The organism is Methylobacterium segetis, assembly GCF_004348265.1.
Classification (GTDB): Bacteria; Pseudomonadota; Alphaproteobacteria; order Rhizobiales; family Beijerinckiaceae; genus Methylobacterium; species Methylobacterium segetis.
Genome location: NZ_SMNT01000092.1, coordinates 1 through 22,523, shown reverse-complemented (window position 1 = coordinate 22,523; position 22,523 = coordinate 1). Strand labels below are relative to the sequence as shown.

The window sequence follows — 22,523 nt, the reverse complement described above, 5'->3', positions numbered from 1 at the left end:
CTCGCCCGGGTGCTCGACACCGACGAGGGCGCCGCCCGCCTCGGCGAGGTCGCCCTGGTGCCGGCGAGTTCCGCGATCTCGGCTTCCGGCCTCCTGTTCTACAACACCCTCTACGACGAGAACGCGGCGAGCCACATCGCGCTCGGCCAAGCCTACAGCAAGTGCTTCCGCGGCGGCGGCGCGAGCTTCAGCGAGGCGGACCTCGCCGAGCGCGGCGCCAACCGTTCCCTGATCCACATCGACTGGATGATCGGCTCGGCCGAGATCGACGTGGATGGCATCGCGCCGGACGGCCGCGCGGTGCCGGTGATGCGCCGGGGCGAGTGGGTCTAGGGCTTAGGCCCTCACAGCCCCGGCCCCTTCGCCGCGCCCCAGATCCGTCCCGGCTGCCCGCCCAGAGCCCCCTGGACGAGGATGGCGTAGCTGTCCGCCTCGCCGACCTGGATCGCCGAGCGGGGGGCCTCGAAGCGGGCGGCCTGGCCGGTCCAGGCGCCGAGGCGGTAGAGCCCGCGCACCACGTTCACGTAGGTCGCGACCCGGCCCCGGTTCTCGCCGCGCTCGACCGCCACGGCGCGGCTGCGCAGGAGGGGGACGAGCCAGACGTCGGCCCGGCCCGGCGGGTTCGGGTCGGCGCCGACCTCGACGACGATTCGGTCGCCCTGCTCCTCGGTGCGGACCGGCACCCGGAGGCCCCCCGCCCGGGTCTCCTGCATGATCGTCTCGATGCCGGCCCGGTTCGCCCCGGCGAGCGCGGCGCCGCCATTGATCACGAGGGCCGGGGTATAGATCCGGACCTCGCCGTGGGCCGTGGCGTAGGCGCGCTGGCGGTCGGTGAAGAGGCTGTGGCCGAGCGTGTCCTTCCAGCCGAGGTAATCCCAGTAGGTCACGGGAAAGGTCAGGGCGAGGAGGCCGGGGCGGCGGGCGAGGTCGCCGAACAGGTGCTCGGCCGGTGGGCAGACGGCGCAGCCCTGGCTCGTGTAGAGTTCGAGGACGGCGCGGAGCGGCTCGGCGGCCGCCGGCAGGCAGCCCGCGAGCAGGCCCGGAATCAGGCTGGCCAGGAGCGCCGCGATCCGAGCACGCGGCCGGGTTGCATCCGACATCATCTCATGAGAGCGCGGGTGCGGAAGGCTGGGAAGTCACGTTGGCTTGAGCGGCGTCGCCGCCGGGGGCCGCCTCCGGCATGCCCCGCGGCTGCTTCGGCTTGGGCAGCATGGAGGGGCGCCAGCGCCGGTGCATCCAGAGCCACTGCCCCGGCTCCTCGCGCACCCATTCCTCCAGCACCCGGGTCATCGCCTGCATGGCGCCCTGCACGTCGATGGCGCCGCTCGCGTCGCGGGGCAGGTCGAGGGGCGGGGTCAGTTCCAGGCGGAAGCGTACGCCGTCCCGCCGCACCACGCGGGCCCCGTGGACCGGGCACTCGTAGTGCCGGGCGAGCTTGGCGAGCAGCGGGTTGACGAGGCAGGGCCGCCCGAAGAACTCCACCACCACGCCGCGGGTGAAGTGCTGGTCGATCAGCTGACCGAGATGGCCGCCCCGCTCCACCACGCCCTGCATGGCGAAGGCGGCGCCGGGGCCGGACGCGGCGAGGCCGCCCATCGTGGCGCGGCGCACCTCCTGAACGAGGCGGGCGGCGGCCGGGTTGTTCGGCGGCCGGAACACGGCGGTCGTCTCGAGCCCGAACTTCTGGGCGCAGATCGCGGGCAATTCCCAGTTCGCGAGGTGCGAGGCGAAGACGAGGCCGGGCCGGCCATCGTCCCGCAGGGCGTAGAAATGGTCGATCCCCTCGACCTCCATCCGCTGCGTCGCCGGATCGGCCGGGTCGTAGTCGAACAGCCGGTCGAGATGGGCGTATTCCGCGCCCGTGCGGCCGAGATTCTCCCAGGCGTCGCGGGAGATCCGCCGGAGCTCGGCCTCGTCGCGCCCGGGGAAGGCGGCGCGCAGGTTCGCCAGCGCCGTGCGGTGAGCGGGCAGCCGGGGGCCGATCAGCCGGAACAGCGCCCCGCCGATGGCGCTCGCCCGCTCCGGCCCGAGGGCGCGGGCGAGCAGGAAGAGCCCCCGGATCAGGGGGATCATGGCGAGCCCGGCCATCCGGGGCAGGTGCCGGTTCAGCATGAAGGCGAGGCGCAGCAACGGGTCTCTCGTGAGGGCGGCGTCTCGGCAACGCGGGCGGGATGCGACCCGCTTAGAGGATTCCGGGCTGCAAGTGGAGTGGGGCTCGCCCGGTCACAAGGTCACGAGGATCTTGCCGAAGACCTTGCGCGATTCGAGCCGCTCCAGGCCCTGCCCGAAATCGGCGAGGGGATAGACCGTGTCGATCACCGGCGTGATCCCGTCGGCCATCTTGGAGAGCGACTCGCGGATGTTGCGGATCGAGCAGCCGAACGAGCCGGTGATGCGGTATTGCTGCTGGAAGAGCTGCATCAGGTTCATCGTGGTCGAGACGCCCGACGTCGAGCCGCAGGTCACGAGCCGCCCGCCGCGCTTCAGGCACAGGAGCGAGCCGTTCCAGGTGTCGGGGCCGACATGCTCGAACACGACGTCGACGCCCTTGCGCTTCGTCAGCCGCCGCACCTCGCCCTCGAAGCGCTCGGTCCGGTAGTTGACGACGTGGTCGGCCCCGAGCTCGGCGGCCTTCGCGCCCTTCTCGTCGTCGCCGACCGTCGTGAAGACGGTGCAGCCGATCGCCTTCGCCATCCTGATCGCGGCGGTGCCGATGCCGGAGCCGCCGGCATGGACGAGGATGCTCTCGCCGGGCTCCAGCCGCGCGTTGTCGAACAGCATGTGCTGCACCGTGCCGAAGGCGATCGGCGCGCAGGCGGCCTCGACGTGGCTCACGCCCGCCGGCACCTTGACGACGAGGCGGGCCGGCATCGTCACGAAGTCGCGGGCGAAGCCGTCGATGTGGAAGCCCATCACGCCGCCGACCTCCTCGCAGAGGTTGTCGCGGCCCTCCCGGCAGGCCCGGCAGCGGCCACAGGTCTGCGCCCCGTAGATCACGACGGGCTCGCCCGCGGCGAAACCCTCCACGCCCTCGCCGACCTCCGCGATCTCGCCCGCGGCCTCGGCGCCGACGGTGAGCGGCAGCTTGCGCTTGGCGAAGGCCATGCCGCGAAAGCCCCAGACGTCGATGAAGTTGAGGCCGACCGCCCGCACCCGCACCCGGACCTCGCCGGGTCCCGGCGGGGGCGCATCCTCGACCTCCGTCAGGCGCAGGTCGCGGTCGCCGAAGAGCTGGAGGGCTTGCATCATCGTTCTTCCGGTTGCGCGCGCTCGGAGATGCCCCGAGCGACTGCCTCGGGGGCTCCGTACAGGATCGCGTCGAGGCGCGCACGCACGGCATCCCGGTCGGCCCCGCACAGGCGGCCGATCGGCCGGCCGATCTCGCCGAAGCCGAGCGTGAACAGCTTCCAGCGGACGACGGACCGGTGTTTCAGGCCCGCTGCCGCAAGATCGCTGATCGGATAGTCGCTCGGCCAGCGGCTCCCCGCGCCCGTGGTGATCATCGACGCGATCAGGTGTCCGTGCGCGGCGTTGAACGCGCCGTCCGAGAGAACGAGGATCGGGCGCGGCTTGCGCTGGGGAATGTCGAGGAAGGGAAACAGGGCCGTCAGGACGTCGAAGCGGTCAAAGCTCATCGTAGGCCGCCGCGTCCTCGGGACTGTTCCACTCGCTCAAGGTGGCGGAAAGGGACAGGAGATAGGGATCGACCGAGCCGGCTTCCGGCTCCACCGTGACCATCGCGCCGCGCCGCGCCACCAGCGTTCTCCAGAACGCCGCGTCGGCGGGTTCCGGCCGCACGCCCTCCGTCGGGCGCCCGTCGCGCCCATCGCGCATCTTGCGGAAACGGACGGGGCGGCCCTCGATGCGCAGGACGATCGCGTCGTCCGCCGGCAGGGTCCGGATCGTCCGGGCCAGTTCGGGGTCGCCCTCGATATGCCGGGCCCACAGCACATCGTCCCGGATGATCATCGTCGCCATCGCGCGGCCTCCGATCGATACCTACGCAGGGACGGGCCGGCCTTCAACATCCCTCACTCGGGTGCCAGATAGCGCCGCCGGGCCCAGCCCACGCTGCGGCCGAACTTGACGCGGCACCACGTGGTGCGGCTCGGCGTGTCGTTGGTGCAGCCGAAGCCGAGGAGACGGCGGCCGGCCGGGATCTCGCCGACGATCTCGGCGGCCGCGTCCGGCTCCGCGCGGATGCTCAGGGCCTCGCCGCGAGGCAGGCCGTCGACCCGGAACGGTTCCGGCTCGGCGCGGGCCGGCCCGGCAGCCAGCAGGGCGAGGGCGAGGGCCGGGAGGAGGCGGAGGCGCATCGTCGGTCTCAGGAGCGGTGCACGCCCATCATGGCGGTGAGCCCGCCGTCGACGGGCAGGACGGCGCCCGTGATATAGCCGGCCCCCTCCCCCATCAGGAAGGTCGCCAGTGCCGCAACCTCGGCGGGCTGCGCGAAGCGCCCGGCCGGGATCTGCCGCTCCATCCCCTCGCGGTGGGCGGCGTAGGGCGCCATCATGTCGGTGTCGATGAAGCCCGGCGCGATCACGTTGACGGTGACCCCGCGCTTGGCCGACTCGATCGCGAGCGTGCGGCAATACGAGATCAAGGCGCCCTTCGAGGCGGCATAGGCGGCGTTGCCGGCATTGGCCTGGAGCGCCGCCACCGAGCCGATCGCGACGATCCGGCCCCGGCGCGCCCGGATCATGCCGCGCACCAGCGCCTTGGCGAGCCGCGTCAGCGACCAGAAATTGACCTGCATCGCGGCCTCGGCGCGGTCCTGCGCCAGCATCGCGGCGAGCGCGTCGGCCGATTGCCCGGCATTGTGGACGAGCCCGTGCCAGCTCTCGCCCTCGATCGCCTCGCAGAACGCGTCGAGGGCGACGCGGTCCGAGAGGTCGAGGGCGTGGGCCGTGACGCGCCGGTCCGGGTGCGTGCGGCCGAGTTCGGAGAGAAGCGCCTCCGCCCTGTCGCCGGAGCTGCGATAGGTGAAGGCGACGTCGTGGCCCGACGCCGCCAGCGCGCGCACGATCGCGGCGCCGAGCCCGGAGGCGCCGCCGGTGACGAGGACGCGGCCCGCTCCGCTCGCCCCGGCGCTCGGTCCGGTGCTCATGCGGGCTCCGAGCCGAGCACGAGGCAGGTGTTCTGCCCGCCGAAGCCGAACGAGTTCGACAGCACCCGCTCCACCCGCGCGTCGCGGGCTTCGGCCACCACGTCCAGCGGAATGGCCGGGTCGGGCACCGCGTAGTTGATGGTCGGCGGGATGCGCCCGTTCCGGATCGTCAGCAGCGAGATCACCGCCTCGATGGCGCCCGCCGCCGTGAGCGTGTGGCCGATCATCGACTTGTTCGAGGAGATCGGCACGGCGCCCATGCGCTCGCCGAACACGGCCATGAGGCCCAGCGCCTCCATCTTGTCGTTCTCGGGCGTCGAGGTGCCGTGGGCGTTGATCGTGTCGATGCCGTCCGGCCCCAGGCCCGCATCGTCGAGGGAGGCGCGGATCGCCGCGATGATCGGGGCGCCGTCCGGGCTCGAGCGGGTGCGGTGGAAGCCGTCCCCCTTCTCGCCGCAGCCGAGGACGTAGCCGAGGATCCGGGCGCCGCGGGCCTGGGCCGCCTCCGCATCCTCCAGCACGAGGGCGGCGGCGCCCTCGCCCATCACGAAGCCGTCGCGGTTCTTCGAGAAGGGTTTCGACGCCGCCTCCGGCACCGCGTTCTGGGTCGAGAGGGCGGAGAGGAGCGAGAAGCGGATCAGGGATTCGGGGTTCACCGAGCCGTCCGTGCCGATGCAGAGGGCGGCCGTCATCTCGCCCCGGCGGATCGCCTCGACGCCGAGCTGGATCGCGGTGGCGCCCGACGAGCAGGCGGTCGAGAGCGAGATCGGCGAGCCCTTGGTGCCGAAGCGGTCCGCGATCCGGTCGGCCACGGTGCCGAAGATGAAGAGGTCGTGCCACGCGTCGAAGCGGCGGGTCGCGGCCGCCCGCTGCAGGCCCGCATAGGTCACCGCCTCGTTCCCGGCGCCGGCCTCGGCGAGCGCCTGCCGCTGCGGCCATTCCATCTCGACCGGCGGCACCGCGATGAAGAGCGCGCCGGGGAAATCGCCCGCGCGCCCGATTCCCGCCTGGGTGACCGCCTCCTCGGCGGCGGTGGCCGCGAAGCGCTCGGAGAGGGCGGGCGCCACCAGCGGGTCGGTGTCGAGGAAATCGACCGTGCCGGCGATGGTGGTGCGCAGGCCCTCGGTGGGGAACCGCGCGATCGCGTGGATGCCGGAGCGCCCGGCGGTCAGCGCCGCCCAGTTCTCGGCCTGGCCCTGCCCGAGGGAGGTGACGAGGCCGATGCCGGTGACGGCGACGAGGGGCCGGCCTCTCGCGTCGCGATGGGGGTGAGCTGTCATGGGGTCGTCTTACAGCAAGTCTCGCGCGTGAGTCTTGGGCGCCGGCATGGCCGCAGCGTGACAGGGCAGGCGTTGTTCCGGATGCGGGCCTACGCGGCCAGCACCCGCACGACGCCCTCGCCGCGCCGGTGGCCGACCGTGGTGACGGCGACCTCCGAGAGGCCCGTCTCGGCGACGAGGGCGGCGGCGAGCGCCGCGCCGAAGGGCGCCGCCACCTCGAGCCCGTGGCCGATCAGGTCGCCGAGCGCGGTCAGCGTCGCGCCGGGCGCGAGCTCCGCGAGCGCCGCCCCCTCCTCTGCGGTGATCGGCGCGACGCCCGTTGCCCCCGAGATCACGGCGCCCGCGCGCCCGATTCCTGCCCGGCCCCAGATCGCGGCGAGGCTGCCCGCGAGGCTCCCGGGCTCGCGTCGGGTGCGGTCGCTCGCGACCGCGTCGATCCGGGCGAGCGCGCGGGCGCCGCGGGCGGCGGCGGAATCCGCCGCCTCCAGCACCAGGAAGGCGGCGCAGCTGCCGAGGATGAAGCCGTCCTCGCCCTGCCCGGTCCGCTCGAAGACGGGCCGGTAATCGGGCTTCCGCAGGAAGCCGCCCATCTCGTGGATGACCATCACGTCCGGCCGCTCGGCGCTGTAGGAGCCCCCGACCAGCATGGCGTCGATCTGGTTCGAGGCGATCCGCGCCTGCGCGATGCGCAGCGCATCGATGCCCGCCGCCTCCTCGCCCATGAAGGTGCGGGACGCCCCCGTGACGCCGTGCACGATGGCGATGTTGCCGGCCAAGAGGTTCGAGAGCTGCGCCAGGAACAGGGTCGGGCGCAGGTCGTTCTGCAGGCGCTCGTTGAGGTAGGCGCCCGGATCGGACGCCTCGCGCAGGCCCGTCAGGATCGCCCCGTCGACCGCGTAGTCGCGCTCGCCCCCGCCCGCCGCGACGACGAGGTGGAGGTTCTCCTTGAAGGACGCATCGCCCTTCACGCCCGCGGAATCGAGGGCGAGGCCCGCCGCGTAGACGCCGAGGCGCTGCCACGCCTCCATCTGGCGCTGGTCGGATTTCTTCGGGATCTGCCCGTCGAGCGTGAGGGCGGGGGCCGGGTGAACCGGGTAGGGCGCGAAGGTCTCGGCATCCGTGCGCGGGGGCGCGCCCGCGGCGAGCGCGTCGAGATGCGCCGCGAGCCCCTCGCCCGCGCAGGAGACGAGGCCGATGCCGGTGACGACGACGGCGCGCCCGCTCACGGCAGGGCTCCGGGCTCGGCCCCGATCGCGAGCCCGATCCGGCGCGCCCGCTCGCGCATCGGCGCGTCGAGGCCCGGGGGGAAGGGCATGGTGCGGAAGCGCAGCTCCGCGTCGGCCAGCGGCTTGCCCGCGTGGCGGATCGCGGCCTTCGTCACCGCGTAGCCCGAGCCGTCATGGACGAGGCTCGCCTCGATGCTGAGCTCGGCGCCCGGCCCCACGAAGGAGCGGAAGCGCGCCTTGTCGACCGCCATCAGGAAGGGCATCTGCGCGAAGTCGAGATGGGCGAGCACGAGGTAGCCGGAGGCCTGCGCCATGGTCTCCGTCAGCAGAACGCCCGGCACCAGCGGGTGGCCGGGGAAATGCCCCTCGAAGACGGGGCTCTCGTCGGGCACGCGGGCCAGAGCCTCGATCCGGCCCGCCTCGCGGTCGAGGTGCACGACGGAATCGATCATCTCGAAATATTCGAGGCGCATGGTCGCTTCGGATCGGCGGCGTCGGTGCGGGCGTCGGTGGACTAAGCCTTGGCGGCCTTCTCGGCGACCAGCGCGTCGATGCGGGCGCAGAGGTTCTTGAGGACGAAATACTCCTCGGCCGGCACCTTGCCCTCGTTGACCTCCTGGGTCCAGCGCTCCAGCGGCAACTTGATGCCGAAGGCCTTGTCCACCGCGAAGGCGATGTCGAGGAAGGCCAGCGAATCGATGCCGAGATCGTCGATGGCGTGGCTCTCGGGGGTGATCTTGTCCCGCGGGATGTCGGCGGTGTCCGCGATGATGTCGGCAACCCGGTCGAAGGTCGCGCTCGTGGCGGTGATGGGCTGGTCAGACATGCGTTCTCGCCGTGTTCCTGAAGTCGTCGCCGGGCGGGAAGAGCCCTTCCCGCACCGGGCGCAGGCGACCCGGCGCCCCCCGGGACCATGCGCGCGTCGGCGGACCGCCGCGGGCGGTCCTCACGTTGGCGGCGACCTCTACACGAGGGGTCTCGGGCGGGCAACCGTGCCGGCTTCGGGGCCATGCCGCGGTCTCAGGCGCGGATGTCGGTGAAGAGACCCCTGGCCGGAGTCCCGAGCGTCCCCGTCAGCGAATCCTTGATCCGCGCCTTGATCGTGTCCTCGATCTTCCTGCGCTCCTCCGCCCCGAGGTTGCGCAGGCTCTCCTCCGTCAGCCCCATCTTGCCGAGGAGCGCGGCCCGCATGCGCTCGGCGGGCGTCATCTTCATCAGCTCGCGGAACGACTCGACGGCCGCGGCAGGCTCGCCGGCGGCCGCGCCGGTGCCTTTCCCCCGCGTCGGCGCGGCGAGCGCCCGCATCGTGGCTGTCGACCCGATCGATCCCACCGACATGCTGCCTTCCCCCCCCCTCAGCGAGGGGAAAAGCACGGGCCGTGCAAGAGCCCCCGCCCAAGAAAACAGTCCTGATTTCCGTGGCTTGCCGGACCGTCGTCCCAGGCTCTCCTCCGCCGGCCCGGCAGACGCTGCCGGTTCCGCGTGTCGCGGTCGGCAGGTTCTGCCGGCTCCCGGGCGCCTCGGCCTCGACGCATCGGGCGAAGGTCCCCTCTCCCGTTCGGGAGTGGGACGCAGGTCTGTCCGGACAGGTCGCGCCCGCGCACGAAGTCCGGAGCGGCGGGATCCGTGGGGGGCCATCCCGGCCTCGACGCCCTACATGGCTGCCCGGGAGCGGGCGCGGAGGCCGCGCCCAGCGGAGACCCCCTGTCCGATGGACCATCGCCCGACCCCGCTCCCGCAGCCCGCACCGCCCCCCGCTCCCGCCCCGGACCGCGCTGAAGAGACCCTCCGCTCGCAGGGTGCCGCCCGGATCGCCCTGGTGCTGGCGCTCTCGGCCCTCGGGCTCTGGATCCTGCACGCGTTCCTGCCGGCGCTCGTCTGGGCGGTGATCATGGCGATCGCCCTCGGGCCCCTCTACCGCCGGGCCGAGCGGCGCTGGCCGCCGGGGCGGCACAACATCCTCCTGCCGGCGCTCGCCACGCTCCTCGTCGCCCTCGTCGTCCTCGCGCCCCTCGGCGTGCTCGGCGTGCAGGCGGCAAGGGAGGCGCACGACGCCCTCGATCTCGTGCGCTCGGCCGAGCGCACCGGCATCCCGGTGCCGGATGTCCTGCAGCGCCTGCCTTTCGGCGCGGCCCAGGCCACGCGCTGGTGGAGCGACACCCTGAGCCATCCGGAGGCGGGCTCCGAGATCCTGCACCGGCTCGACAACGCCTCGGTGATCGGCCTCTCGCGCAATCTCGGCCGCGAGGTCGTGCGCCGCAGCGTGCTGTTCGGCTTCACCCTGGTGGCCCTGTTCTTCCTGTTCCGGGACGGGCGGGCGCTGGCGGCCCAGGTGCTCACCGCCTGCAACCGCCTGTTCGGCCCCCGCGGCGAGCGGGTCGCCCGGCAGATGGTCGCCTCCGTCCACGGCACGGTGGACGGGCTCGTGCTGGTCGGGCTCGGCGAGGGCGTGCTCCTCGGGATCGTCTACGTCTTCGCCGGGGTTCCGCACCCGGTCCTGCTCGGGGCGCTCACCGCCGTGGCGGCGATGATCCCCTTCGGGGCGCCGCTCGTCTTCGGCCTCGCCTCCCTGCTCCTCGTCGCCAAGGGCGCGGTCGTCCCGGCGATCGTCGTCGCCGCCTCGGGCCTCGTCGTCACCTTCGTCGCCGACCATTTCGTGCGGCCCGCGCTGATCGGCGGCACGACGCAATTGCCCTTCCTCTGGGTGCTGCTGGGCATCCTCGGCGGCGTCGAGACCTTCGGCCTGCTCGGCCTGTTCCTCGGCCCCGCCGTGATGGCCGCGCTCGTGCTGCTGTGGCGGGACTTCACGGAGGGGCCGGCGCAGCGCCCGGTGGCGTGAGGGCGATCCCGGCGGCCGGCCCCGGCCGCCGGGAGGCCGGGATCACATCGGCGGGGTCAGGCCGTCCTTGCCGACCGCGACCAGCTTGCCGTCGAGCTTCCCCCCGTCCTTGGCCGCGACCACGAAGATCTTGGAGCCGGGCTTGAGGATCGCGGGGTCGGCCGGCTCGAAGGCGACGATCGGGGCCTGGGGCGGCACCACGATCTGCTTCGAGCCCTCCTTGTCGTAGGTCACCGTCAGCGTCTTCTCGCCGCCCGCGCCGCCACCGGCGCCGCCGCCGGAGCCGCCGCTCTTGGCGACCGTGCCGTTGGTCATGGCGCTCTTCACCTTCGGGGCGCCGGCTTGCTCCGCCTTCACGGTGCCGTTGGTCATGGCGCTCTTCACCTTGGCGCCGCCGGCGGCGGTGTGGTCGGTGATCGCGTCCCAGGCGTAGTGGCCCTCGCCCGTGCCGCGCATCGATTCGGGGAAGATCACGACCTCGAGCGCCGTCAGCGGATTCTCGCCCTTGGTGGCGGTGCCGATGAAGACGCCGTCCTTGACCGCGTCGAGGCTGGATTTCGCCACCCAGACGACCTTGGCGCCGCCGAGTTGCACGGTCTCCGTGCCGCCCTCGTTCGTCTTGACGGTGACCGTGCCGGCGTCGGCCGACTCGATCGTGCCGCGCACGCGCTGCAGCTCCGGGGCGGCCTGGGCGGCGCCGGTCAGCGCGAGGAGGCCCGCGAGGGCGGTGGTCGTGATGCAGTTCATGGCGATCTCCCGTGTTCGAGGTTCCGGGAGAGATGGGGCGGTGCCGGCCGGAGCCAAGATTGCGCCCAATTATTTGACGCGCCACATTGTTCGCGCAGGCCAGGACGATCCGGCAAAGCAGGGCTCGCGCGGCGCCCCCCGCTCAGGCCCGAAAAAAAAGGCCCCTCCGCGCGGGAGGGGCCTCTCGATGACGATCCTGCGAGTGCGCTCAGGCCGCGAGCGAGCGCAGGACGTAGGGAAGGATGCCGCCGTTGCGGAAGTATTCCAGCTCGTCGAGCGTATCGATCCGGCAGGTGAGCGGCACGTCCTGACGCGAGCCGTCGGCCGAGGTGATCTCGGCGACCAGGGTCTGGCGCGGCTTGAGCTCGCCCGCGAGCCCCTTGATCGTGACGGTCTCGTCGCCCTTGAGCCCGAGGGAGGCCCAGGAGGTGTCGCCCTGGAAGACGAGCGGCACCACGCCCATGCCGACGAGGTTCGAGCGATGGATGCGCTCGAAGCTCTCGGCGATCACGGCGCGCACCCCGAGGAGCTTCGTGCCCTTGGCCGCCCAGTCGCGGGACGAGCCGGTGCCGTATTCCTTGCCCGCGAAGACGACGAGCGGCGTGCCGGTCTCGGCGTATCGCTGCGCGGCGTCGTAGATGAACATCTTCTCGCCCGTGGGCTGCAGCAGCGTCCAGCCGCCCTCGACCACGTTGCCGCTCGCGTCCCGCACCATCTGGTTCTTGATGCGGATGTTGGCGAAGGTGCCCCGCATCATCACCTCGTGGTTGCCGCGGCGCGTGCCGTACTGGTTGAAGTCCTGCACGCGGACCTGGTGCTCCTGCAGGTAGGCGCCGGCGGGCGAGGCCGCGCGGATGTTGCCGGCGGGCGAGATGTGGTCCGTCGTGATCGAGTCGAGGAACAGGCCGAGGATGCGGGCCCCCTCGATGTCGGTGACGGGGGCCGGCACCTTCTGCATGCCCTCGAAATAGGGCGGGTTCTGCACGTAGGTGGAGCCCGAATCCCAGGCGAAGGTCTCGGCCTCGGTCACCTCGACGGCCTTCCAGTAATGGTCGCCGCCGAACACGTCGGCGTAGCGCGACTTGAACAGGGCCGAGCTGATGTTCTTCTCGATGAACGCCTGGACCTCGGACGACGAGGGCCAGATGTCGGCGAGGTAGACGGGCTTGCCGTCCGAGCCGGTGCCGAGCGGGTCCTTGGTGAGGTCGATCTGCATGGAGCCGGCGAGCGCGTAGGCGACGACGAGCGGCGGCGAGGCGAGGTAGTTCGCCCGGACATCCGGGTTTACCCGGCCCTCGAAGTTGCGGTTGCCCGAGAGCACGGCGGCGGCCACCACGTCGTTGTCGTTGATCGCCTTCGAGATCGGCGCCGGCAGCGGGCCCGAATTGCCGATGCAGGTGGTGCAGCCGAAGCCGACGAGGTTGAAGCCGAGGGCATCGAGCGGCTTCTGCAGGCCGGCGCTCTCCAGGTACTCGGCGACGACCTGGGAGCCGGGCGCCAGCGAGGTCTTCACCCAGGGCTTCGAGGTCAGGCCCTTGGCGACCGCGTTGCGAGCCAGGAGCCCCGCCCCGATCATCACGCTCGGGTTCGAGGTGTTGGTGCAGCTCGTGATCGCGGCGATCACCACGTCGCCGTGGCCGATGTCGAAGTTCGAGCCCTCGACCGGGTAGCGCTTGGCGATCTCGGCGGCCTTGCGGAACTCGGTCTCCATCGCGCCGGAGAAGCCCGTCTTGGCGGCGTCGAGCAGCACCCGGTCCTGCGGGCGCTTCGGCCCGGCGAGCGAGGGGCGCACGTCGCCCATGTCGAGGGCGAGCGTGTCGGTGAAGACGGGGTCCGGGGTCTGCGCGTCCCGCCACATCCCTTGCGCCTTGGCATAGGCCTCGACCAAGGCGATGCGCTCGTCCGAGCGGCCGGTGACGCGCAGGAAGTCGATCGTCTTCTGGTCGACGGGGAAGAAGCCGCAGGTGGCGCCGTATTCGGGCGCCATGTTGGAGATCGTGGCGCGGTCGGCCACCGCCATGTCGTCGAGGCCGGGGCCGTAGAATTCCACGAACTTGCCGACGACGCCCTTCTTGCGCAGCATCTGCGTGACGGTGAGCACGAGGTCGGTCGCCGTGGTGCCCTCGGGCAGACGCCCCGAGAGCTTGAACCCGACGACCTCGGGGATCAGCATCGAGAGCGGCTGGCCGAGCATGGCGGCTTCCGCCTCGATGCCGCCGACGCCCCAGCCGAGGACGGCGAGGCCATTGACCATGGTCGTGTGCGAATCGGTGCCGACGAGGCTATCCGGATAGGCGACCTCGGAGCCTCCCTCCGAGCGGGTCCACACGGTCTGCGACAGGTACTCGAGGTTCACCTGGTGGCAGATGCCGGTGCCGGGCGGCACGACGGAGAAATTGTCGAAGGCCGACTGGCCCCATTTGAGGAAGGTGTAGCGCTCGCCGTTGCGCTCGTATTCGAGCGCGACGTTGTCGGCCAGCGCCTTCGGCGTGCCGAACTCGTCCACGATCACCGAGTGGTCGATCACGAGGTCGACGGGCACCAGCGGGTTGATCTTCTGCGGGTCGCCGCCGAGCGCCACCATGGCGTCGCGCATGGCCGCCAGATCGACGACCGCCGGCACGCCGGTGAAGTCCTGCATCAGCACCCGCGACGGGCGGAAGGCGATCTCCGTCTCCTCCTTGCCGCGGTTGCCGAGCCACGCCACCGTGGCCTCGATGTCCGCCCGGCGGACCGAACGGTCGTCCTCGTAGCGGAGGAGGTTCTCGAGGAGCACCTTCATGGAGAAGGGCAGGGCCGCTGCGTCGGCGAGCCCGTTCTTCGAGGCCTCGGGAATGGAGTAGTAGGTGTAGGTCCTGCCCCCGACGTCGAGCGTCTGGCGGGACTTGAAGCTGTCGAGCGATGCCACGGCTAGTCTGATCCTCGCTGGCGTTTGTCGAACACGCGCAGGCATAACCTGCGCCACGAATCAGTGTTCGGCTGAACTCGCGCCGTTGCCGGCGCGCGCCGCCCCGGGGGTGCCCGGGCAGGATGATGCGCGAGGGGCGAATTGGACGCCCGATGGGTCGCGCGGCGCAGCCTGCGGCCCGTATAGAACAGTTCGAAACTCGCCGCTACGGGGGCCCGATGACAGTGGCGTGCAGGTGTCCGCGCCCGCGGCGGGGCGGTGGACGGAGCGTGGGCCGATCCCTATTCTGATGTGCGGAGATTCCCATGCTCGCCCTCGACCTGCCAGCCGACCTGGAACGGCGCCTCGATGCTCTCGCGCGGCGCACCGGGCTCAGCGCGAGCGAGCATGTCCGCGAGGCCCTGCGCGAGCACCTCGACAATCTCGACGACATCGAACTGGCCGAGCGCCGGCTCGGCGCCCTGCGCCGCGGTGAGAGCGGGACGACGTCCCTCGACGCGTTGATCGCGCGCTATGGCCTGGAAGATTGAATTCGATCGTTCGGCAGAGCGCGAACTCGACCGCCTCGGCCCCGACGCCGCACGGCGGATCCTGCGCTTCCTCCGCGATCGGGTCTCGCCACTCGACGATCCCCGTGCCATTGGCGAGGCGCTGAAAGGCGCCAAGCTCGGCAGCCTCTGGAAATATCGGGTCGGGGATTATCGCGTGATCGCCTCCATCGAGGACGGATGCCTGCGCATCGTGGTCTTGCGCGTCGGGCACCGCCGCGAGGTCTACCGTTGACCCGCCCGTCCTGAGATCGGGTCGATCCCGTGCGCCTCACCGTCACCGGCCTCGCCGTCCGCCGCTCCGGGCGCCGCATCTTCGCGGGCCTCTCCTTCGCCCTCGGCCCCGGCGAGGCGCTGATGGTCACGGGCCGCAACGGCGCCGGCAAGTCGACGCTGCTCGCCGTCCTCGCCGGGCGCCTCAAGCCCGATGCCGGCGCGGTCCGGGCGGACGATGTCGGCGAGGCGAGCCTGCCCGAATGCCTGCACGTCGTCGGCCATCGGGACGGGCTGAAGAGCGCGCTGACGGCGGAGGAGAACCTCGCCTTCGCCCGCGACCTGCTCGGTGATCCGGCCCTGACGCCCGGCGCGGCGCTGGCGGAACTCGGCCTCGCCCACGCGCTGAAGCTGCCGGTCGCCTACCTCTCGGCGGGGCAGCGGCGGCGGGTGGCGCTCGCCCGGCTCCTCGTCTGCCGGAGGCCGCTCTGGCTCCTCGACGAGCCGACGGCCGCCCTCGACACGGCCTCGCAGGGCGTTCTCGCCGCGCTCATGGCCCGGCACCGGGCGGGCGGCGGCCTCGTCGTGGCGGCGACCCACCAGGCGCTCGGCCTCGCGGATGCGCGGGAATTGCGCATCGAGCGCCCGCCCCTGCCGGCCGAGGATTCGGCGGAGGCCTTCGCGTGATCCGCGCCTTCCGCGCCCTCGTCGCCCGCGACCTGACGCTCGCCGCCCGCGTCGGCGGCTCGGGCACGCTCTCCCTCGTCTTCTTCCTGATGATCGTGGCGCTGGTGCCCTTCGCGCTCGGGCCCGACCTCAACCTCCTGTCGCGGATCGGCCCCGCCATCCTCTGGCTCGCCGCGGTGCTCGCCACCCTGATCGGCCTCGACCGCCTGTTCCAGGCCGACGAGGAGGACGGCTCCCTCGACCTGATGACGGGGGCGCCCGCGCCCCTCGAACTCGTGGTGCTGGCCAAGGTCGCGGCGCATTGGCTGACCACGGGCCTGCCCCTGGCACTGGCCTCCCCCCTGTTCGGCCTGCTCGTGGCGCTCGACGGCACCGCCATGGCCGCGACCGCGCTCACCCTTCTCGTCGGCACCCCGGCGCTGACCTTCGTCGGCGCGGTCGGGGCGGCGCTCACCGCCTCGATCCGCCGCGGCGGCCTGATCCTCGCCGTGCTGGTCCTGCCGCTGATGATCCCGACCCTGATCTTCGGCGTCTCGGCCGCGCAGTCGGCGCTCGGTGGCACGGTGCCCTTCGCGACGCCGCTGACGATCCTCGCGGCCCTCAGCCTGATCGCGGCGGTGATCGGCACCTTCGCGGCGGCGGCGGCCCTGCGCTGGTCGGAGTAATGGCGCGCAGTTGGAAAGCCTCGACTTTACACCGGCCCCCCTACGCCGGACACGATCTCCCATAGCACCATTCGCAATTGGGCGAAGCTCGGAGATCTGCAGGATTCGTGGTCGAAATGCTCGCCGATTCGAATGGCTGCTTCGACTTTGCGTAGGCCGCCGGTATGGTAGCCACCCCGTCGCAACAGCCGCTCCAGCGCTTCCCAGGTGCCGCCGGCGATAGCATCCGGCTGGCGGTAGGCAGCCTGCCGGCACGCGCCGCGAGGCACTCGCGGGTCGGCGCGACAAACCGCTTCCCAGCAGCCGAAGTACCAAGCCTCAAGTTCCTCGATCGCGATTTGCGTCGCGACCGTCCACTCGCCGGACTGCGAAACCCTGCTCGCGGATCGCGTTATCAGGCCGGCGGATTGCGCGGCTCGCTCCATGTGCCGCTTGAGCGCTGCGCATTTGTCGTCGTCGCGATCGAGCAGGACCACGATCTTCGTGTCCGACGGCTGCCAGCGGGCGTAGCCGCGTAGCCGATCCTCGAGCTTGCCCAGCAGGTCGGTCTTGCCCTGATACGCGTGCAGGCGGAAGGTCGCCTGATCACCAAGGATTCGAGGAAGAATTTGCTTCAGGAAGGCTTCCATCGAAGGCTCCTCGATCAGGAACTCGATGTGCCGGAGACTCACGCGGCGGCTCCCGCCCGGCTGACGGGCGCCCCGTGGTTGGTCAGGGGATCGCCCACCCCGAAATGGCCTTCGAGCCAGAGGTGCCCCAGTTGCCCGCCCTCAGCCATGAGCTCTCTGACACCAGGGATGTCCGAGGCGGTCGTAACCCGGCTGTATCCGTCGTCGTCTCGGTAGAGAACCCGTACTTCTTCCGGGCGCATTGCGTTCAGGAAGAACGGTGAGTGGCTCGTCACAAGTAACTGCCCGCGCTCGCTCGCCGACCGGCACTCCTCCGCAAGCCCGTATAGCAGGCGGGGGTGAAGGAAGTTCTCAGGTTCCTCAATGCCGATGAAGGGCGGTGGCGCCGGATCATTCAAAAGCACAAGGTACGCGAGCATCTTGAGTGTCCCATCGGAGGCGAATCGCGCCAGGATCGGATTGTCGAAAGGGGCATCTTTGATGGACAAGAGTAGTCGTCCGTCCGCCATTGCCTCTGCGAGTACGCTTTCGACGCGGGGTACACGGTCTCGCAGGGAGCGAAAAATTGCTTGCAATTGACCTGAGTGCTGCTCACCGAGGTATTGGATTACATTCGCAAGATTGTCACCCGTGCGCGATAACCGCTCCTGTGGTCCAGCCTCCGGCTGGCCTCGCGTATTGTCCACGGAGAAATATGAGACGTACCAGCCGGTAATGAAGTCGCGTAGGGCGGCGACGCGCGGGTGTTCGGCGAACTGACCAAGTGCGTTCACGGCGATCAGGTCCGGCGACTTCAGGGGAATATCGATGCGTTTATCCTGCTCGTCAGGCAGATCTCCACTGACGGCCTTGCCGTTCCCAGCGCGGTAATCAAGGAAGCGGAAGGGCTTTCCGTGACTGCCACGCTTCCATTGCAGCCACTCCTCGGCCACAACTGGCGCCCCATTTCTCTCATCTACGGCTAGGTGATAGGTGATTAATGGGTAGTCAGCTTCCCTATATTTGATTTCAATGACAATGGGCCCGTCACTGCCTCGTGTCTTGAGCTCCTTCGCGCGTCCTCGACGATCCCAAGCGCGCCTCAGGCCGAACTCGAAGCATTCCGAGAGGAAAGCGAATACGTCGAAAACCGTCGACTTTCCGCTGCCGTTTGGCCCGAGCAGGGCTGTCAGAGGTGTGATCTCCCGCAGCTCGATCTTGCGCAAGGCGCGGAAATTCTCGACTCGCAGATAGGTGATGTGCGCCTGCCTGCGCGGTCTGCCGTCGACCAATTCCATTCGCTTCCTGATAGCCATGAGCGTGCAGACTCCGCTCCAGAAGAAGAACGCTAGAAAGAGGCTTAGCCGAGACACCGAGCGTGCAACACCCTTGCGGCCCGATCCAGCCTGCGCCCCTCCCCCGCATTGCCGCTGCACCGCACGCCGCGCTAAAGCGGGAGCATGTCGGCCTCGCCCTCGCTCTGGACCCGCCTGTCCAATCCCGGCCACTTCCTGCGCTGGTCGGGCGCCCTCATGCCCTGGCTCGTCGCGGTGTCGCTGCTGGCGCTTTGCCTCGGCCTCTCCCTGTCCTGGTTCGTGGCCCCGCCCGATTACCAGCAGGGCGAGACGGTGCGGATCATGTTCATCCACGTGCCCGCGGCCTGGCTCGGGGTGTTCTTCTACGGCTCCATGGCGCTCTCGGCCATCGGGACGCTGGTCTGGCGCCATCCGCTGGCCGACGTGGCGCAGCGGGCGGCCGCGCCCATCGGGGCAGCCTTCACCATCATCTGCCTCGTCACCGGCTCGCTGTGGGGCAAGCCGATGTGGGGCACCTACTGGGTCTGGGACGCGCGGCTCACCTCGATGCTCGTCCTGTTCCTGATCTATTGCGGCATCATCGCCCTCTGGCGCACGATGGAGGATCCGAACCGGGCCGCCCGTGCGGTGGCGATCCTGACGCTCGTCGGCGCCGTGAACCTGCCGATCATCAAGTTCTCCGTGAACTGGTGGTCGACGCTGCACCAGCCTGCCTCGATCCTGCGCATGGGCGGCTCGACCATCGACCCCTCGATGCTCTACCCGCTCCTGATCATGATCGCCGCCGCGACGCTCCTCGGCGTCACGCTCCACCTCTACGCGATGCGCACCGAGATCCTGCGGCGGCGGGTGCGCACGCTGACGATCCGCGAGGCCGAGCGCCTCGATGCCGGCGCTCCCGCCCTCGTCCCGGGGCCGTCCGCCGGCGCCGCGCCCCTCGGCCAGGCCCTGTGAGGGAGCCCATGCTCGGTCTCGGACCCCATGCCGACTTCATCCTCGGCGCCTACGCCTTCACCGGCCTCGTGATGGCCGGCCTCGTCCTCAACGCGATCCGGGACCGCCGGGCGCAGGAGCGCGCGCTCGCAGATCTGCAGCGCCGGGAGCGCCCGTGAGCGAGCCGCACGCCTCCGCCCCGGAGCCGGTGCGCCGCTCCCTCCTCCTGATCGTACCGCTCGTCGCCTTCGCGGTGCTGGCGGGCCTGTTCTTCCTGCGCCTGCGCTCCGGGATCGACCCGGCCGCGATCCCGTCCGTGCTGATCGGCAAGCCGGTGCCGGCCTTCGAGCTTCCGGGGGTTCCGGGTCTCGAGGCCGACGGCAAGCCCGTGCCCGGCCTCTCCAGCGCCGACCTCAAGGGCGGCGTGACGCTCGTGAACTTCTGGGCCTCGTGGTGCGCGCCCTGTCAGGTCGAGCACCCGATGCTGATGCGGCTTGCCCGCGAGCCGGGCCTGCGCCTCGTCGGCATCGATTACAAGGATGCGCCGGAGAACGGCCGCCGCTTCCTCGCCCGGAACGGGGTGCCCTTCTCTCAGGTCGGGCTCGACGCGAGCGGGCGCGTCGGCATCGATTTCGGCGTCTACGGCGTGCCCGAGACCTTCATCGTGGGGCCGGACGGGATCATCCGCGACAAGCTCGTGGGCATCGTCACGCCGGAGAACCTGAACGGCGTCCTCGCCAAGATCCGGGCGGCGGCCCAGGCCGGCGGCCAGGCCGCGGCCCGCTGACGGATCAGGCGGCCTTCGCCGGATCCTCGGCGCGCCCGTCCTTGCGCTCGTGGCGGGCGAGCAGCGGCGTCTGGGCCAGCGCGAACAGGATGGTCAGCGGCATGATGCCGAAGACCTTGAAGCTGACCCAGAAATCCTCCGTCTGCGTGCGCCAGACGACCTCGTTGAGGGCTGCGAGCGCCAGGAAGAACAGCCCCCAGCGGAAGGTGAGCTTGCGCCAGCCCTCGTCGGTGAGCGCGAACACGCTGTCGAGCACCACCGAGAGCAGCGACTTGCCGAAGGCGAGGCCGCCGAGCAGCACGAGGCCGAACAGGGTGTTCACGATGGTGGGCTTGACCATGATGAAGGTCTTGTCCTGCAGCACCAGGGTCAGCCCGCCGAACACCACCACCACGACGCCCGAGACGAGGGGCATGATCGGCAGGCGCCGCACCAGCGCGTAGTGGATCGTGAGCGCGACCACGGTCGCCGCGATGAACAGGCCGGTGGCCGCGAACAGCTTCTGGTCGGCCGCCACGCCGAAGCGCTCCGCGTAGGCATTGCCGAGGAAGAACAGCACCAGCGGCCCGAGTTCGAGCGCGAGCTTCGGCAGCGGGGCGAGGTGGCGTTGCGGGGGGACGGATTCGATCTGCATCAACGGGTCCGGCTCACGTGGCGGGCGGCGTCCGGGAGCGGGTTTCCGGCGCCGCCGCGGACCCCGATGTAAGCTATGCCCCCGCCGTTTCCTACCGGAGCCGCCCCGACCATGACGATCCGGATCGACCACGAGGAGACCGACGCCTGCTTGCGGACCTCGCGCGCCGCGCAGCCGACGCCTTCGCCCGGTATGGCAAGGGCCGCCATCCGGCGGCGCTCGATTTCGGCGATGGCTTCGCCTCTGCGCTCGCCCGTTCCCTCGAGGCGCTGCTCCTGTTCAAGGCGAGGATTTCGCCCGCACCGACGTGGCGCGAGCGGGCCTCTAAGCCTTCTCCAGCCCCGCGATCGCCCGCGCGAAGTCGCGCGCGGCGAAGGGCTCCAAATCCTCCACCCCCTCGCCGACGCCGATGAAATGCACCGGCAGGCCGAACTTCGCCGCGAGCGCCACGAGGATGCCGCCGCGTGCCGTGCCGTCGAGCTTCGTCATCACGAGGCCGCTGACGGGCGCCGCCTGCGAGAACAGCTCGACCTGGCTCAGCGCGTTCTGGCCGACCGTGGCGTCGAGGACGAGGAGCGTGGCGTGGGGAGCCTCGGCGTCGAGCTTGCGCATCACGCGCACGATCTTCTCCAGCTCTGCCATCAGGCCGGCCTTGTTCTGCAGGCGCCCGGCGGTGTCGATGAGGAGCACGTCGGTGCCCTGGCGCCTGGCTTCCTGCAATGCGTCGAAGGCGAGGCCCGCCGCGTCCGCCCCCTGCGCGCGGGTGACGACGGGCGTGCCCGTGCGCTCGCCCCAGACCTTCAGCTGCTCCACCGCCGCGGCGCGGAATGTGTCGCCGGCCGCGAGCATCACGCTGCGCCCCTCCGCCTTGAGCTTCAGGGCGAGCTTGCCGATCGTCGTGGTCTTGCCGGCGCCGTTCACCCCGACCGTCAGGATCACGAAGGGCTTGCGCGCGGTCTCGATCCGCAGGGGCTCGGCGACGGGATCGAGCGCCCGCTCGACCTCGGCAGCGAGGATTTCCCGCACCTCGTCGGGTGAGATCCCCTTCTCGTAGCGGCCCTTGCCGACCGCCTCGGAGACGCGCGTCGCGGTCTCCACGCCGAAATCGGCCTGGATCAGGGCGTCCTCCAGATCCTCCAGCGTCGTCGCGTCGAGCTTGCGCTTGGTGAAGAGCCCCGTCACCCGGTCCGACAGGGAGGTCGAGGTCCGCTTCATGCCGGCGGTGAGGCGCCCCCACCAGCCGCGCTTGCCCGGGGCGTCCGCGAGGTCGAAATCCTTGGCCGCGTCGGTGGCCAAAGCGGCCGCCGTGTCGACGGGCTGAATGTCGGGGTCGGGGGCCGACGTGCCGGGTTCCAGGGCGGAGGGGGTCGGCTCGGCCGGTTCGGGCGCAGCCGATCGGGGTTCGGCCGGCTCGGGTTCGGCCGGCTCGGGCTCGAAGGCCCGGGAGGTCGTGTCCGCCGGCTCCGCCCCGCGCGCGGGCGCGTCGCCGGCCGTGCCGGCGGGCGGGCGTTCGGTGTCTCCCTCGATCGGCTGGAGGTCCGCGCCCTCGATCTCGTCGGGCACCGCGTTCTTGCCCGCCTCCTCGGGCGCGGGCTCGGAGGGCGGCAGCGGCACGTGGCTGACGTCGTCGGCGCCGGTGGCGAAGTCGGGCTGGCCCTCGGAGGCCGAGGCGGGCGAGTCCGGCGGCGGGACCGGGCTCTCCTCCGCGGCCGGCATGCCCTTGCGCCCGAACAGGCGGCCGAACCAGCCCGGCTTCTCGTCTTGACTCATGCGTCCCTGCTCCCGCAGGCCGGGCTCTTCGCGCCGGCCCACCACTCGCGTATCACCGATGATCCTGCCTGACATAGGCGCCCGCCTGCTCTACCGCGATGCCCTGCTGCTCGTCATCGACAAGCCGGCGGGCCTGCCGGTGCATCCCGGCCCGAAGGGCGGCGAGACCCTGACCGACCATCTCGACGCGCTCCGCTTCGGCCTGCCGCGGCGCCCCGAGGTGGTGCACCGGCTCGATCGCGACACGTCGGGCTG

Annotated in this window: 28 protein-coding genes; 10 read left to right on the top strand and 18 right to left on the bottom strand. The window is 71.2% G+C overall.

Annotated features, from left to right (window positions below):
- Positions 1-333, top strand: a 333-nt coding sequence (locus tag E1J50_RS20375) for an aminopeptidase (protein WP_165937932.1), incomplete at its 5' end; no start/stop codon positions are given.
- An 11-nt stretch (positions 334-344) separates the two neighbouring features.
- Here E1J50_RS20375 and E1J50_RS20370 read toward each other — a convergent pair.
- From E1J50_RS20370 to E1J50_RS20315, 12 genes are all read right to left on the bottom strand, one after another.
- Positions 345-1,100: a DUF1223 domain-containing protein gene (locus E1J50_RS20370; RefSeq protein WP_132255639.1), complete on the bottom strand. Its 756-nt coding sequence runs from the start codon at positions 1,098-1,100 to the stop codon at positions 345-347.
- Positions 1,101-1,104: 4 nt separating this feature from the next.
- On the bottom strand, positions 1,105-2,130 hold the full coding sequence (locus tag E1J50_RS20365; protein ID WP_132255637.1) for a lipid A biosynthesis lauroyl acyltransferase: 1,026 nt from the start codon (positions 2,128-2,130) through the stop codon (positions 1,105-1,107).
- A gap of 93 nt (positions 2,131-2,223) precedes the next feature.
- Entirely contained in the window at positions 2,224-3,246 is a 1,023-nt protein-coding gene (locus E1J50_RS20360; RefSeq protein WP_132255638.1) for a zinc-binding dehydrogenase, read from the bottom strand.
- The gene (locus tag E1J50_RS20355) at positions 3,246-3,635 is read right to left on the bottom strand and encodes a type II toxin-antitoxin system PemK/MazF family toxin (RefSeq protein WP_132255636.1); all 390 of its coding nucleotides are present in this window, start codon (positions 3,633-3,635) and stop codon (positions 3,246-3,248) included. Before E1J50_RS20355 ends, E1J50_RS20360 begins: the two co-directional genes overlap by 1 nt.
- Entirely contained in the window at positions 3,625-3,978 is a 354-nt protein-coding gene (locus E1J50_RS20350; protein WP_132255635.1) for a hypothetical protein, read from the bottom strand. The genes E1J50_RS20355 and E1J50_RS20350 overlap by 11 nt, the downstream gene beginning before the upstream one ends.
- Positions 3,979-4,031: 53 nt before the next feature.
- Positions 4,032-4,316: an SH3 domain-containing protein gene (locus E1J50_RS20345; RefSeq protein ID WP_132255634.1), complete on the bottom strand. Its 285-nt coding sequence runs from the start codon at positions 4,314-4,316 to the stop codon at positions 4,032-4,034.
- Positions 4,317-4,324: 8 nt separating this feature from the next.
- The gene (locus tag E1J50_RS20340) at positions 4,325-5,107 is read right to left on the bottom strand and encodes an SDR family NAD(P)-dependent oxidoreductase (RefSeq protein ID WP_132255633.1); all 783 of its coding nucleotides are present in this window, start codon (positions 5,105-5,107) and stop codon (positions 4,325-4,327) included.
- The gene (locus E1J50_RS20335) at positions 5,104-6,387 is read right to left on the bottom strand and encodes a beta-ketoacyl-ACP synthase (RefSeq protein WP_132255632.1); all 1,284 of its coding nucleotides are present in this window, start codon (positions 6,385-6,387) and stop codon (positions 5,104-5,106) included. The genes E1J50_RS20340 and E1J50_RS20335 overlap by 4 nt, the downstream gene beginning before the upstream one ends.
- 89 nt (positions 6,388-6,476) lie before the next feature.
- On the bottom strand, positions 6,477-7,613 hold the full coding sequence (locus E1J50_RS20330; protein ID WP_132255631.1) for a beta-ketoacyl-ACP synthase: 1,137 nt from the start codon (positions 7,611-7,613) through the stop codon (positions 6,477-6,479).
- Positions 7,610-8,086 (bottom strand): 3-hydroxyacyl-ACP dehydratase FabZ family protein, encoded by a 477-nt coding sequence (locus tag E1J50_RS20325; RefSeq protein ID WP_132255630.1) that lies wholly within the window; start codon positions 8,084-8,086, stop codon positions 7,610-7,612. Before E1J50_RS20325 ends, E1J50_RS20330 begins: the two co-directional genes overlap by 4 nt.
- A 41-nt stretch (positions 8,087-8,127) precedes the next feature.
- Positions 8,128-8,439, bottom strand: coding sequence for an acyl carrier protein (locus E1J50_RS20320; protein ID WP_109895472.1), 312 nt, complete (start codon positions 8,437-8,439; stop codon positions 8,128-8,130).
- Between the two features lie 194 nt (positions 8,440-8,633).
- Entirely contained in the window at positions 8,634-8,951 is a 318-nt protein-coding gene (locus E1J50_RS20315; RefSeq protein WP_132255629.1) for a hypothetical protein, read from the bottom strand.
- 373 nt (positions 8,952-9,324) lie between these two features.
- On the opposite strand from E1J50_RS20315, the gene E1J50_RS20310 reads away from it, so the two are divergent.
- Positions 9,325-10,452, top strand: coding sequence for an AI-2E family transporter (locus E1J50_RS20310; protein ID WP_132255628.1), 1,128 nt, complete (start codon positions 9,325-9,327; stop codon positions 10,450-10,452).
- A 42-nt stretch (positions 10,453-10,494) separates the two neighbouring features.
- On the opposite strand, the gene E1J50_RS20305 is transcribed toward E1J50_RS20310, so the two are convergent.
- Both E1J50_RS20305 and acnA read right to left on the bottom strand, forming a co-directional pair.
- Entirely contained in the window at positions 10,495-11,199 is a 705-nt protein-coding gene (locus E1J50_RS20305) for a metal ABC transporter permease (RefSeq protein ID WP_132255627.1), read from the bottom strand.
- 208 nt (positions 11,200-11,407) lie between these two features.
- Positions 11,408-14,107, bottom strand: a complete 2,700-nt coding sequence (gene acnA / locus E1J50_RS20300) for an aconitate hydratase AcnA (RefSeq protein WP_132255626.1) — start codon at positions 14,105-14,107, stop codon at positions 11,408-11,410.
- A 305-nt stretch (positions 14,108-14,412) separates the two neighbouring features.
- Between acnA and relB the strand changes: the two genes are divergently transcribed.
- The 4 genes from relB to ccmB are packed head-to-tail and all read left to right on the top strand — an operon-like array spanning position 14,413 to position 16,220.
- Positions 14,413-14,637, top strand: coding sequence for a type II toxin-antitoxin system RelB family antitoxin (gene relB / locus E1J50_RS20295; protein WP_132255625.1), 225 nt, complete (start codon positions 14,413-14,415; stop codon positions 14,635-14,637).
- Positions 14,621-14,890 (top strand): type II toxin-antitoxin system RelE family toxin, encoded by a 270-nt coding sequence (locus tag E1J50_RS20290; RefSeq protein ID WP_132255624.1) that lies wholly within the window; start codon positions 14,621-14,623, stop codon positions 14,888-14,890. Before relB ends, E1J50_RS20290 begins: the two co-directional genes overlap by 17 nt.
- A gap of 29 nt (positions 14,891-14,919) precedes the next feature.
- Positions 14,920-15,555 carry a heme ABC exporter ATP-binding protein CcmA gene (ccmA, locus tag E1J50_RS20285; RefSeq protein ID WP_132255623.1) on the top strand — a complete coding sequence of 212 codons (636 nt, stop codon included), beginning with the start codon at positions 14,920-14,922 and terminating at the stop codon, positions 15,553-15,555.
- Entirely contained in the window at positions 15,552-16,220 is a 669-nt protein-coding gene (gene ccmB, locus E1J50_RS20280) for a heme exporter protein CcmB (protein ID WP_132255622.1), read from the top strand. The genes ccmA and ccmB overlap by 4 nt, the downstream gene beginning before the upstream one ends.
- Positions 16,221-16,246: 26 nt before the next feature.
- On the opposite strand, the gene E1J50_RS20275 is transcribed toward ccmB, so the two are convergent.
- Complete coding sequence (locus E1J50_RS20275; RefSeq protein WP_281024582.1) at positions 16,247-16,891, bottom strand: DUF4276 family protein; 645 nt, start codon at positions 16,889-16,891, stop codon at positions 16,247-16,249.
- Entirely contained in the window at positions 16,888-18,144 is a 1,257-nt protein-coding gene (locus tag E1J50_RS20270; protein ID WP_132255620.1) for an AAA family ATPase, read from the bottom strand. The genes E1J50_RS20275 and E1J50_RS20270 overlap by 4 nt, the downstream gene beginning before the upstream one ends.
- A gap of 144 nt (positions 18,145-18,288) precedes the next feature.
- Between E1J50_RS20270 and E1J50_RS20265 the strand changes: the two genes are divergently transcribed.
- The 3 genes from E1J50_RS20265 to E1J50_RS20255 are packed head-to-tail and all read left to right on the top strand — an operon-like array spanning position 18,289 to position 19,864.
- A complete protein-coding gene (locus E1J50_RS20265; protein WP_132255619.1) occupies positions 18,289-19,098 on the top strand; it encodes a heme ABC transporter permease in 810 nt (269 codons plus the stop codon).
- Positions 19,099-19,106: 8 nt separating this feature from the next.
- A complete protein-coding gene (ccmD, locus tag E1J50_RS20260) occupies positions 19,107-19,256 on the top strand; it encodes a heme exporter protein CcmD (protein ID WP_132255618.1) in 150 nt (49 codons plus the stop codon).
- Positions 19,253-19,864: a DsbE family thiol:disulfide interchange protein gene (locus tag E1J50_RS20255; protein WP_132255617.1), complete on the top strand. Its 612-nt coding sequence runs from the start codon at positions 19,253-19,255 to the stop codon at positions 19,862-19,864. The genes ccmD and E1J50_RS20255 overlap by 4 nt, the downstream gene beginning before the upstream one ends.
- A 4-nt stretch (positions 19,865-19,868) precedes the next feature.
- Here E1J50_RS20255 and E1J50_RS20250 read toward each other — a convergent pair whose 3' ends face one another.
- Together E1J50_RS20250 and ftsY are read right to left on the bottom strand one after the other, a co-directional pair.
- Positions 19,869-20,498 (bottom strand): septation protein A, encoded by a 630-nt coding sequence (locus E1J50_RS20250; protein ID WP_132255616.1) that lies wholly within the window; start codon positions 20,496-20,498, stop codon positions 19,869-19,871.
- A 324-nt stretch (positions 20,499-20,822) separates the two neighbouring features.
- Positions 20,823-22,268: a signal recognition particle-docking protein FtsY gene (gene ftsY, locus E1J50_RS20240; protein WP_132255615.1), complete on the bottom strand. Its 1,446-nt coding sequence runs from the start codon at positions 22,266-22,268 to the stop codon at positions 20,823-20,825.
- A gap of 58 nt (positions 22,269-22,326) precedes the next feature.
- On the opposite strand from ftsY, the gene E1J50_RS20235 reads away from it, so the two are divergent.
- Positions 22,327-22,523 (top strand): pseudouridine synthase (locus E1J50_RS20235; protein ID WP_245516670.1); only part of this gene is annotated, 197 nt, incomplete at its 3' end.